This window comes from Zarconia sp. (assembly GCF_057467645.1).
Genome location: NZ_JBRJXU010000102.1, coordinates 47,725 through 60,645, shown reverse-complemented (window position 1 = coordinate 60,645; position 12,921 = coordinate 47,725). Strand labels below are relative to the sequence as shown.

7 protein-coding genes are annotated in these 12,921 nt (G+C 47.5%); 2 read left to right on the top strand and 5 right to left on the bottom strand.

Going from position 1 to position 12,921, the window contains the following annotated elements:
* Positions 1-164: 164 nt before the first annotated feature.
* The 3 genes from thrS to AC2215_RS15315 all read right to left on the bottom strand — a co-directional run bounded on the left by thrS (position 165) and on the right by AC2215_RS15315 (position 5,363).
* Entirely contained in the window at positions 165-2,039 is a 1,875-nt protein-coding gene (gene thrS / locus AC2215_RS15325) for a threonine--tRNA ligase (protein ID WP_486810886.1), read from the bottom strand.
* A gap of 248 nt (positions 2,040-2,287) precedes the next feature.
* Complete coding sequence (locus tag AC2215_RS15320; RefSeq protein WP_486810885.1) at positions 2,288-3,901, bottom strand: MFS transporter; 1,614 nt, start codon at positions 3,899-3,901, stop codon at positions 2,288-2,290.
* A 289-nt stretch (positions 3,902-4,190) separates the two neighbouring features.
* Complete coding sequence (locus AC2215_RS15315; protein WP_486810884.1) at positions 4,191-5,363, bottom strand: LeuA family protein; 1,173 nt, start codon at positions 5,361-5,363, stop codon at positions 4,191-4,193.
* 651 nt (positions 5,364-6,014) lie between these two features.
* Between AC2215_RS15315 and AC2215_RS15310 the strand changes: the two genes are divergently transcribed.
* Positions 6,015-6,869: an HAD-IIB family hydrolase gene (locus AC2215_RS15310; RefSeq protein WP_486810883.1), complete on the top strand. Its 855-nt coding sequence runs from the start codon at positions 6,015-6,017 to the stop codon at positions 6,867-6,869.
* A gap of 87 nt (positions 6,870-6,956) precedes the next feature.
* Here AC2215_RS15310 and AC2215_RS15305 read toward each other — a convergent pair whose 3' ends face one another.
* Entirely contained in the window at positions 6,957-8,465 is a 1,509-nt protein-coding gene (locus AC2215_RS15305; protein ID WP_486810882.1) for a hypothetical protein, read from the bottom strand.
* A gap of 270 nt (positions 8,466-8,735) precedes the next feature.
* On the bottom strand, positions 8,736-9,770 hold the full coding sequence (locus tag AC2215_RS15300; RefSeq protein WP_486810881.1) for a GTPase domain-containing protein: 1,035 nt from the start codon (positions 9,768-9,770) through the stop codon (positions 8,736-8,738).
* 1,069 nt (positions 9,771-10,839) lie between these two features.
* Here AC2215_RS15300 and dnaK point away from each other — a divergent pair.
* Positions 10,840-12,825 carry a molecular chaperone DnaK gene (dnaK, locus tag AC2215_RS15295; RefSeq protein WP_486810880.1) on the top strand — a complete coding sequence of 662 codons (1,986 nt, stop codon included), beginning with the start codon at positions 10,840-10,842 and terminating at the stop codon, positions 12,823-12,825.
* The last annotated feature ends 96 nt before the right edge of the window (positions 12,826-12,921 follow it).

Sequence of the window (12,921 nt, the reverse complement as noted above, 5' to 3'; positions counted from 1 at the left end):
TGCGCTCTGACTGAAGTCTTCCCCCCCTGCTCCCAAAGCACCCGTTGCCCCCGAACTCTCCTTCACGAGTGTCCTAATTGCTCTGGCGACGGCTATATTCCCCACACCCATTGGTGAAAGATTAAGGGAAGCAGACCTTGCTGGAGCTGGAGAGAAGATGAGAGCTAGCAAGCACTCTTCTGAGCGATCGCCTCTTGTAATTTCTCGACTACTTCTGGCACCGTCAGCGAGCCCAAATCACCACTCTGACGGGTGCGAATACTCAATGTCTGAGAATCCACTTCTCGCTGACCGATGACAGCAACAACCGGAATCTTCTCCAATTCTGCGGTGCGAATTTGCTTACCCAGACGCTCGCCGCTGGCATCCACCTCCACTCGCAAACCTTGTTGTTGCAACGTCTGAGCCACCCGCTCGGCGTAGTCTCGCTGAGCATCACTTACCGGCAGCAGTCGCACCTGCACCGGAGCCAGCCACAGAGGGAAATCCCCTGCATAGTTTTCCACCAAGATGCCGAAGAATCGCTCCAGAGAGCCAAAAATTGCCCGGTGAATCATAATCGGACGCTGCCGGGAGCCATCCACCGCGACGTAGTGCAGATCGAATCGCTCCGGCAGGTTAAAGTCTACCTGCAGGGTCGAGCACTGCCACAGCCGACCGATGGCATCCTGAATCTTAATATCGATTTTTGGACCGTAGAAGGCACCACCCCCCTCATCAATTACGTAGGCCCACCCTTTGAGATCGAGTGCTTTTTGCAAAGCCGAAGTTGCCAGTTCCCAAATGTCGTCGCTGCCCACAGACTTGGCCGGACGAGTGGAAAGATTCACCTCATAGTCGGTAAAGCCAAAGTCCGACAGAATCTGTTCTGTCAGGTTCAGTACCCCTAAAATCTCCTCTGTCACCTGCTCTGGCAAACAGAAAATGTGAGCATCATCCTGAGTAAAGCCGCGTACGCGCATTAGCCCATGGAGCACCCCAGATCGCTCGTAGCGATACACCGTACCCAGTTCGGCCCAGCGAATCGGCAACTCCCGGTAAGAATGGAGCTGATGCTGATAAGTCAGCACGTGGAAGGGACAGTTCATGGGTTTGAGCTGATACTGTTGCACTTCCACAGCCATCTGCTCAAACATGTTCTCCTGGTAAAAGTCGAGGTGCCCTGAGGTCTGCCAGAGGTCTCGATTGGCAATATGGGGGGTATAGAGCAGCTCATATCCACCCTTTAAGTGGGCCTGACGCCAGTAGTCTTCGATCGACAGGCGCATGCGGGCTCCTTTAGGATGCCAGAATACCAGTCCGCCCCCAGCAGCCTCTTGAATACTAAACAGATTTAATGCCTGTCCCAATTTGCGATGGTCGCGGCGTTTGGCTTCCTCTTTCTGCGTCAGATAAGCCTTTAGTTGTTCTGGAGTTTCCCAGGCAGTGCCGTAAATGCGCTGGAGCTGCGGTTGAGTTTCGTCGCCCCGCCAGTAGGCTCCGGCCACACTTTCTAGAACAAAGGCTTTGGGGTGCAGGTCACCGGTGCGGCTCAGGTGGGGACCTGCGCACAAGTCCCACCAGCAGGGAGTTGCAGTATCAGAATCCGGGACCTCGATCGATGGCAGGTTGAACAGGGACGGTTCTGCATTGGCTGGCAGTGGGTCAGGGAAACCAATGTAGTAGCGGGTAATTGGCTCATCGGCGGGAATGCTATCGAGAATCTCTAGCTTATAGGGTTCGTTCAGTTGCTCGATCTCAACGCGGATATCATCCCGTTCCACTATTTCGCGCACGATCGGTAGATTCGCCCGAATGATGCGCCGCATTTCGGCTTCGATGCGCTTCAGATCCTCGGGCGTAAACGGGTCAGCCCGGTCGAAGTCGTAGTAAAACCCCGTATCTGTGCAGGGACCAATGGTGACTTTAGTCTCTGGGAACAGGGTTTGTACCGCCATGGCTAATACATGGGCACAGGTATGGCGAAGCCGCATTAGTTGCTCTGAATTACCGGCTAATGGGCTGGTTGCGGACTGCGAACGGGAGACTTGACTGACCATGAAAAGCCAAAATAAGAATGATTATTGTTCTCAATTTATCACAGCAATGGGATAAAGAATTGAGTACTTTCGCAACGGGTAAGGTTTCTCAACTTTCACCTACAGCCGGAACTGTTTCCCATGCAAACCGAAGTTAGACCTCTCGAGGAAAAGAGGGTCGGAGGGAACGGGGAACAGGGAACGGGGGTACGAATTGATGGTTCAAGCGCGAAAATTGCCATCAATTTTCATTTTCGCGCCTAAGTCTATTACCGGGCTTTCCCACCTGGCGTTCGCTGAGAGTCGGACAAATTTTGCACAGGCTCGAACTCTAGTAATGGCGGCGTTTTCTCCTCTAAATTCCCCGATCGTGCTAACTCTTCTAGCTGACGTTCCAACATTTTTTTGGGGTTCCAAAACTTGGAGAAAGGTTCGTGCAGCCACCAAAGAATAGCCGCCCCCAGGGTTGCAACTATCGATAGAGCTGCTAGGGCTTGAAACGCCGCCTGCATGCCCAAAACCAAGGCTTCAACCGGTGCGCGGGTGACCTCGAGATGGCTGGCCAATGGGCTATTGGCAAGGGTGATGAAGGAGAATAAAGCCCCAGCGAGGGGAACTCCGGCGGTTTGCCCCAAAATTCGCGACAGCGATAACAATCCCGAAGCCAGACCCAAACGGTCTTTCGGTGCAGCTCCCATAATGGCGCTATTGTTGGGAGATTGGAAGAGTCCGACACCGAGGGCGTAAGGTACGACTCCCGCGAGATATCGCGTTAGGGTGAATTCGACATCGAACGTTCCCATGACGAAACATCCGAGGGCGATCGAGAGTAGACCGGTAGCGGTGACGATTCGGGTGCCGATGCGATCGGCCAGCCACCCCGCCACGGGAGCAGTTAAGACGATAATCGCGGGAGGAACCGCCAACCACAACCCGGTACGATCGGCGCTGTAGTGCTGCACCAATTCTAGAAAGAAGGGTAAGATAAATATCGCCCCAGCCATGACGAAGTTACCGACAAATCGCAGCATTAATCCCATACTGAACTCGATCGAGCGAAATAACTTCAAGTCCACCATCGGTTCGGGGATGCGAGTTTGCACGATTAAAAAACCGATAAAGCCGATGGCAGAGCAACCCAGCAAGCCAAGGGCGACGGGAGAGTCAAACCCTTGCATTTGAATTTGGGTGGTTCCGAGGCTAAAACCAGTCAACGCGACGGTGAGTATTAGAGTTCCCAAAATATCGAACCGTTGGGAAACGCAACCCGGCGCACATGGCGGAACCAGACGAGCCACCGCGATACTGCCAATGATACCGATGGGGACGTTAATCCAAAAAATCAAGGGCCAGCCACCGAGGGCGACGAGTAACCCACCCACCGTGGGACCGATCGTAATTCCGAGTCCGAATACCCCCGATCGAATCCCTAAGGCTAATCCGCGTTGTTGAGGGGGAAAGATTTCTACGAGCATTGCCGTTCCCAATCCCGAAAGAAAGGCCGCACCGAGTCCTTGGAGGAAGCGACAGGCGATCGCCCATTCAACGGTGGGAGCAAGAGCGCACAGCAACGAACCGAGGGTAAACACCAGTAGTCCGATGACGTACAGGCGTTTTTTGCTGAATCGATCGCCGAGTTTGGCGGCACTGAGAACGAAAACGGCGATCGCCAATAGATAACTTAAAATCACCCACTGAATGGTGGCAAAGTCGGTGTGGAGAGATTCCACCATGATGGGCAAGGCGAGATTGACGATGTAGACGTCGAGGGCAAACAGGAAGACACCCACACTAATTCCCAACATCGCCCACCATTTTGCGGCTTTGGGTTGTTCTTCGATCGAACTCGATGGCGCTTCCTGAGTTTTGGCTCGAACTATCATGTCTTGATGACTTAACGTCTCGTCTTGTGACAATTTGAAGTTGTCGTGAATAATTATAACTTTTTATAAAAAAAATATTAATTTTTATCGCAGAATCAAGCGAGATCGTCTGGCAGACATTATGCACGATCCGCGCAGCGAAACATCCCGACATATTTTGGCCAGAGCAATCTTTTCCTCCAAATGTCTCTTAGACATCTCCAGAAATAAAAAATTAAATCAATTTTGATACCGAATTCATGTTTTCTATCCCTTTCCCCTTTCCCTCTTCCCCTTTTCCTCCAGATGTCTATTGAGCGATCGTTTGACTCAACAAACATCGATCTACAATTTGAGGAAGTTCGCGCTCGATATCGATTGGCGTTCCTCGCTTAGAAATTTCTTTAATTTCTTGGAGCATCTTCGTCACTAAATATAGATCGTCGGTCAGTGCCTCTTTTCCGATTTGCTCTAGTGCCATTTTCAGAGCCGCCTGTCCCGATTGCATCCCCAGGGCAAACTGACTTTTCATCCCTAAAATTGCTGGATTTAAACTTTGATAGAGCGCTTCATCTTTAGCAATTGCATTGACGTGAACCCCGGCATAGTGGGTAAATGCATTTTTGCCGACAATCGGGCGATGGGGCGGAATCGAAATCGAAGAATATTGACTAACCAAATCGTATAAGTTTTTGATATAATTAAGCTGCCATTTTAATTCTGGCTCGATCGTTTCAAGTAAGTTAATGAGAAGTTCGGAAAGATCGACAATCCCCGAACGCTCTCCAAGCCCCATTACGGTTACGTCAATGATATCAACGCCCGCACGATAGGCGTCGAGGGCATTGGCTAACGCTAATCCTCGATCGTTATGACAATGTACCTCAATTTGTGGTGATAGGTGACGAGCAGCCAATCCTTCTTTTAAGGCACGCACGTAATAAGCATAACTGCGATCGGGATGAAATGGTGTTGCGTACCCCGTGGTATCGGCAATACTAATAATATTTGCCCCAGCTTCCACTGCGGCTGTTGCGGCGGCAATTACATCCGCCATCGACGAGCGAACGGTGTCTTCTGGGGTATATCGAATTAATAAATTGGGATTGTGCGATCTTGCATAGGCAATCGCTTCAACAATTTTCTCGATCGCTGCTTCGAGATGGAGATTGTAGTCCCGTTCTAATCGTTGCTTGGAAACGCTAAAAAACACCCCTAAAAAGTCAACTTCGCAATCGATCGCTTTTTGTACGTCCCGAATGCGACACAAGGAATGGGCACCAATTTTAGCCTTCAGTCGCGCTCGAGAAATTTGAGTAACAGAGGTGGCAATTTCGGGATTGACAGCGGGATTTCCAACCTCGATAATATCCACACCAATTCGATCTAAAATTTGGGCGATCGCTAATCTCGTTTCGGGAGAAAAATAAACTCCGGGAGTTTGCTCTCCTTCCCGCAATGTTGAATCGAGAATTTGAATCATGTTTTTAGTCCGCGATCGAGCGACAGCGATTCTAAATTATCATCATTTTCATGGAACGACAGTCGCTCGAAAATACTAAAAGTCTCGACGACCTCAAATCTCCCGTATGCCCTCAACAATGTCCCCATTTATAAAGCAAATCTTAAGGATTTTTAGGGTCTGTAATTGTGGCAATTTCATAAGTCTATCTCCCGATTTCAAGCACCAATCTGTTGTCGATCGCTCTATTTTCGGAGTTGATCGTTCTTCGGGAATAGGAGCGGAGGGAGACGCGGTGAGGAAGAAAGAGGACGCAGTGACACGGTGAGACGGTGACGCGGGGACGCGGTGAGACGGTGACGCGGTGAAGAAGAAATGGGAAACGGAGACGTGGGGACGCGGTGAGGAAGAAAGAGGACGCGGTGAGACGGTGACACGGTGAGGAAGAAAGAGGACGCGGTGAGACGGTGACGCGGTGAGGGAGAAATGGGAGCAAGATGCTCCGACTATCTACTGTCAATTTCCTCTACCCCCGAAGCCCCCGAAGCTCCCCAAGCCCCCCAAGCCCACAAAGCCTCCGAAGCCCCCCAAAAACCCACCTTCAAGAGTCTCCCAATAGATATGACAGGGACCGTAGTACCCTGAGTGATGGTTGTTCCCCATCAATCGCCCATGAACCCATCCAAAAACCCATCCAAAAACTCACCCAACCCCCACATCCTCATCTTCACCGACTTAGACGGAACCCTCCTCAATCCCGACGATTACCGCTACGACAGTGCCCTCCCCGTCATTCATCAGCTGCAATCTCAGCAAATTCCGGTCATTCCCGTCACCAGCAAAACTCGTCGGGAAGTCGAAAGCCTGAACCAGCAAATCGGTCTTACCGAACCCTTTATCGTTGAAAATGGCAGTGGCATCTTTCTCCCCAAAGGCGATCGCCGCTTCGATGTGTCTGAATGCGAAGAATGGGGAGACTACCACCTGATGCGTCTGGGTTGCACCTACCCTCAAGCCCGCGAAACCCTCACTCAACTGGCAGCAGCTTTAGGGGAAACCTTACGGGGATTTGGAGATTTAAGCGTTGAAGAGGTGCAACAACTGACGGGATTGCCCTCGGAAGAAGTGAAGTTGGCGCAAACGCGGGAATTTACCGAACCCTTTGTCACCCCGAAAACCATTCCCCCGGAAACCATCGCCAGCGAGGGGGAAAAACTGGGTTTTCACATCACCGTGGGCGATCGCTTTTCCCACCTCATCGGGGCGGCTGCGGGGAAAGGAAAAGCCGTACGTTGGTTGGTGGAACAGTATCGGCAAGTCGTTCCGGAAGCAGAGATTCTCACCATCGGTTTGGGTAACTCTCCCAACGATCACCCGATGCTGGAAGTGGTGGATATTCCCGCCATTATTCCCGGCAAAAACGGCCCCCATCCCGGTTTAGCGAACCGGGGATGGCAGGTTGCCCCGGCGGTGGGTTGCCAAGGCTGGGGGATGGCGGTGGAGGCGATTTTGAATTCGGAATTTTGAATTCGGAATTTGGAAAGGTGAAAATAAGGGAAGGGGGAGGACGTGGTGACGCAGGGATGAGGAGACAACTGGAGTTTAGATGTTTGCTTACTTGGCGAGAATCTGCAAAACCAACTCAGCTCTGGAAATTACCGCATCATCCTGATAGTGCATAACAAGAACCCCACCACGGTTGTTAATCACATGATTAATTGCATTGACGATCTCTTTAGGATCGTAGTAGTCTTCGAGCTGAATTGTAATAGTGCTAGTCTCTCCAATCGGGAGATTTCTCATCTCATTGGGAGTAATATCAGGCAGATTTTCTATTTTTAATGAATCAGTTGTAACTCCTCGATGTTTAGGAGTTAGATCTAAGGTTAGAGTTGCATGGGCTAATCGATCTACTGTGTTAACTGATGATAGGTCAAAATTCCAGATTGTCACTTCATCAATACCATCTCCCAAGGTCATACCACGTGTATTATGTTTGACCTGAAATTGTTCATTCTGTAAAAGTAAGTTCACAGCAGAATTAGGGGTTTGTGTAAAATCAACTCTTCCGATAATGGGCTTGGGCGTTATTTTAATTTTATTTAAATAAAAAAAATATTGATAAATCGAACCCTGAAATAAAATGATTAAAGCAGTCAATAAAAATACTGCTAAAATAAAACAAAGTATTTTAGAATTTTTATTCCAGTTAAATGTATTTTTTGGCATGTGTAAATTGTTAAATAAAATATGTTTATTTATTTTGTTTGTTACTATTTTTTTTGTATCTATTTTCTGTGAATTTATCGATTCATCATTTGAGCTTATAGCATTTTTATTTATCTCTTTTAAAGAGGTAGAAGATGGTATTATTCTTTGACTTTCGACAGTCTTAGCACCATTCGCTCCAATCATAGATCTGAGTTTGGGAATCTGTTCATCTAGATATTGAGAAAGGAAAAAACTTGTTGATACCATAGTGAGTGAAGAGACAGTGGAAAAAAAGCCTGTCTGACTTGAATATAGATCGTAAATTTCCCAAGGTGGAGGATAGTTTAAATGCGATCTAGTCATACCTAGCCAAGCAACTGCGGAGGAACCACCACAATCATGTGTTATTTCTTTAATCGGTTCCCCTGACTGAGTTAAAAAGCTATTTTTTTGTGAACTTATTTTTTTGAAATTAGCAGTTAAAAACTTAAATGTCTCATCTAGTGTTTGATTTCCTTGTGCGAGTCCTCGTAAGACTTGATTAATTTTTAAAATATTTTGATTAGATAGTGACTTTATTATACAAATTGCAATCTCATCTATTTGTACGGGATTTTCACTTTCTATAGCATGGATAAAACTGACGCCAGTGCGATTATACTCATCTTCAATCGCTAATAAACAACCATATGCAACAACAGGTAACTCATTCAGATCTAAATTAACGACACAAAATTTCCATCTCGATAGATGAGTTTCTAACATATTATCAATTCTGCTTTCGGCAGATAAATAGTTGTTAGAGATACCGTCAGATTCGAGGCCAAGGGAATACTCTTTATATGTAGGTGGTTCACCAGAAATGAGAGTATATCCTTTGCCAAAAACGTTAAGTCTAAGTATATGTTTCATTTGTCTCTACACAGTTCATTTACTACCCCCAAGAGTATCACCGAGCAAACTTATATTTAGTAGGGTGGATTAGGCGTGGAAATAATTGGTCGGAAAAACCCAGACTTTTGAATGAGTCCCGTAACCGACCACCGGATGTTTGTTAAACAATATAAATTTAAGACCATAGTGTTGGGAGAGGCTAGCTAATACTTAATCCATAAATACTGATACTATTATAGTTGTAGTTTTTTCAATAAATTTACAATAAAAAACTCAAGACTTTGCATTTTAAAATAGTTCTTCACCCATTGTATAAGCATCTTCTGTTACAACTTTTTTAGCTGCTTCCTGACCTGCCATTACCTCAACAAATTTTCTAGCACATTCACCTAAAACAATAGATCCACCGCGATTGTTAGCTCTGATCCCGTCTTGCTCTAGGATAGTAATGACTTCACAAATTTTTTCCGAGTTACAAACTCCTCTTAATCTTTGTATTATGGGTTTGTAAACATTAAGAACTTTTTTCAAAAAAGTTCGATCGTCTCGAGCAAAGTCTGGCTTAATAAGATCGAATTTATTGAAGATTAGAATGAGTCTATCAATTTTTATACTTGTCTCTGCAACTAAGTCTCTCAGCTTAGCAAATAATTCTCCATTGTAGTACTCATTAGCTGAAGATGATAAGCCTGTGACAACATCTGTAGCATCAAACATACAGATTAAAACGATACCCAGACTTTTATTTGTTGTTTGGCGAAGCTCTAAAGTTTCCTGACGTGCTTGCTCAATGACACTCTCTTGTGCTGTCAGTTCTCCAGGAAAATCATGTACTTTTAATTGAAGATGAATGCGAACATCAGTACGAATATCTGGATCGGCAAAATGAGGTTCGGTATTATCACGATCAAAATCGTAAATTGGTACTGTGCTGACTTTATGGGAGAAAGTCGAGTTCAGTCTTGCGTGATTCCAGGGAGCATGCCATTGATTTAATAGAGATGTTTTTCCGACTGCTCGTGGACCGACAATAATCACAGGCTGAGAATAGGTTCTTACAACTCTTGATTTTTGTAGTTTTCGTTTTACATTTTTGTATTTATCTCGAAAATCTTCGTATTTACTTTTAAAGTCTGATAGCGCCTGTACTTGTTGTTTCTCTGAGGAAAGTTCTGAATTTAGTTGATTGATTATTTCATTCGAGTCTCGAACTTGTGCCTTAAGTAATTCATTTTTGTTTCCTAAGTCATTCTTGGTTGATATCCATGAAAATAAACTACCAGCAGCTGCGCCAACAATAGCAGCTACAATTTCTGGAGTCATACTAGTCATATTCGTTTGTTCTACCGTTTTTCTGCTATGAATGATGTGTAAAACAGAATAGTTCTCAATTGAAACTTAATTCAATTTCTCGATAGGGTAGATACTGTGCCCAATATTTTTGTATTTTGCAATGCCCTGAAGTGTCATATTAGCAATCTTGTTTGATAAGGTATCACACTTTATTAGGTTTTTGAGCATTAAATAAATTAAAGAGGGTTTCAACGCGGATTTATTTCGTTGAAATAAATCCCGATTTCTCTGAAATAATCTGTCATCTATCGGCTTTAAATCTATAGCTCTTTAAATCAAAATTTTAGGTAAGCATTCAGCTATCGGTTTCAAGGAAAAATTCTTTAAGGGCGGGTTTAGCAGTATCTTCTTCAACTGAATCAAATATTTTTTTAACGCGATCTTACCCATTGTGACCTAATCTTTATCTGACATTAAACCTGAATCTTTACTATCTTAATTTTGACAATATATTCGGCAAAATCCGAATTTAACTTTTGTGTAGCTAATGAAAATCAAATTGTTTCTTGCATTAAAGTGTTAGGCTTTACACAAAAAATTAATCGCTCTCATCGAATATATTCACAATCTCCTGTCGTATCATTCCCGGTAATACTCGACGATCGGATCAAATCTCGATAACCGATCGATCCTGATTTGAATCTTGAGGCGTAGGGTGGGCAAAATCAATATTGGTCATCTTCGCGGAAAATCCGATTCAAGTTGCTCGCCGACGATCGATGAACAATCATATCCGGTGAGCAAGGGTGGATTGGCGATCGCATTGTTTAGTCTAAACTCTAGGAGACAAGGGAGATTGAGGAACACTCAAGCAAGATGCTCCCACCATCTCACTATCTATTGTCAATTCTTCCCGTACCTCCTGTGCTTGCGAAACCTCCAAAAGCTCCTCAAGCCTGCGAAGCTTCCCTTGCTCAAAAAGTGGCGATCGGTATTCGGCACTTCAAAATCGGCGCCAAATATAAGTTAATACAATTAGTGAAGTCGTCCGATCGAATCTGAGGGCGGCCCGATCCACGAGGAGAAAGCAGAAGGAATTATGGGAAAGGTAGTCGGCATTGACCTGGGGACAACCAACTCTGTGGTCGCTGTCATGGAAGGTGGTAAACCCATCGCGATCGCCAATGCAGAAGGGATGAGAACGACCCCCTCCGTTGTCGGCTTTAGTAAAGATAGCGAACGCTTAGTGGGTCAGATGGCGCGGCGACAGGGGGTTCTCAATCCTCAAAATACGTTCTACGGCGTCAAGCGATTTATCGGTCGCAAGTACGGCGAACTCAACCCCACCTCGAAACGGGTTCCCTACACCATCCGCAAAGACGAATCGGGCAATATCCGCATCAAGTGTCCCCGACTCAAGCGCGATTTCGCCCCGGAAGAGGTCTCGGCGATGATTCTGCGCAAACTGGCCGACGAAGCCAGCCGCTACCTGGGAGAACCGGTGACCGGGGCCGTAATTACCGTACCCGCCTATTTCAACGATTCCCAGCGACAGGCTACCCGAGATGCGGGGCGGATTGCCGGGTTGGAAGTCAAGCGGATTCTCAACGAACCGACAGCGGCTTCCCTGGCTTACGGGTTAGAACGGCGGGAGGCGCAGACGATTTTGGTTTTCGACTTGGGGGGGGGAACCTTTGACGTATCGGTCCTCGATGTCGGGGACGGCGTGTTTGAAGTGCGATCGACCAGTGGCGATTCCCAACTGGGGGGCAACGATTTCGATCGCAAAATTGTCGATTGGCTGGCCGAAGGATTCCTCGAAGCGGAAGGGATCGACTTGCGGCGCGATCGCCAAGCCTTGCAACGCCTCACGGAAGCGGCGGAAAAAGCGAAAATCGAACTCAGCGGCGTGGGAGTGACCGATATCAACCTCCCCTTCATCACCGCCACGGAAGAAGGTCCCAAACACATCGAAACTCGCCTCACGCGAGGGGATTTTGAAGCCATGTGTCAAGACCTGGTGCGCCGCCTGCGCCTGCCGGTGAAGCAAGCCCTCGTTGATGCCGAACTCAACCCCCGTCAAATCGATGAAGTGGTGCTGGTGGGCGGTTCCACCCGGATTCCCTTAGTCCAGCGGATCGTTCGCAGTATTATCGATCGCGAACCCAACCAAAACGTCAACCCCGACGAAGTGGTGGCCGTGGGGGCGGCGATTCAAGCGGGGATTTTAGCCGGCAACATTCAAGATGTCCTCTTACTCGACGTCACCCCCCTGTCGGTGGGATTGGAAACCATAGGCGGGGTGATGAAACCCCTAATTCCCCGCAACACCACGATTCCCGTGCGGCGATCGGATATTTTCTCCACTTCTCAAAACAATCAAAGCCAGGTGGAAGTTCACGTTCTCCAGGGGGAACGGCAAATGGCCAACGATAATAAATCCCTCGGTCGTTTTCGGCTGACGGGCATTCCGCCGGCCCCGAGGGGGATTCCCCAAGTGCAAGTTTCCTTCGACGTGGATGCCAACGGAATTTTACAAGTGAGTGCCCTGGATAAAGCCACCGGACGGGAGCAAAGTATTACCATTCAAGGGGCATCTACCCTCAGCGAACGGGAAGTCGAAGAAGCCATCCGCCAAGCAGAGGAATTTGCCGATGTCGATCGCCTGCGTCGAGAAAAAGTCGACCAACGCAACCGTGCCGAAGCCCTCGCTGCCCGTGCAGAACGGGAACTGCGGACGGTGGCTCTCGATTTTGGCTTGCAGTTTGCCCAAGGCACTCGCCGCCGCATCGATTCGTTGATTCTCGATTTGCGCGATAGCCTCGCCCGCAACGACGATCGCGGCATCGACATTACCAGTTCCAACCTCCAAGATGCCCTCTACGAACTCAGTCGCGAAGTGACCGAATACGCGATGGAAGAAGACGACGACGATTTGTTCGGGGCGATTCGCCGCACCTTTACTGGGGACGACGATCCCAACTACGGTCTCGAACAGCGTCGACCTCGGGGGGGTACGTCGCGGATGCCGCGCACCAATGCGTATGATGAAAAATGGGATGATGATGACGATGATTGGTTCTAAAAAACGCGATGTGCAACTTAATGTTCCAACACCTGACAAAGCGGGGTAAAAGGGAAAGGGAGAAGGGGAAAGAGGAAATGGGTCTCCTCCGTCACC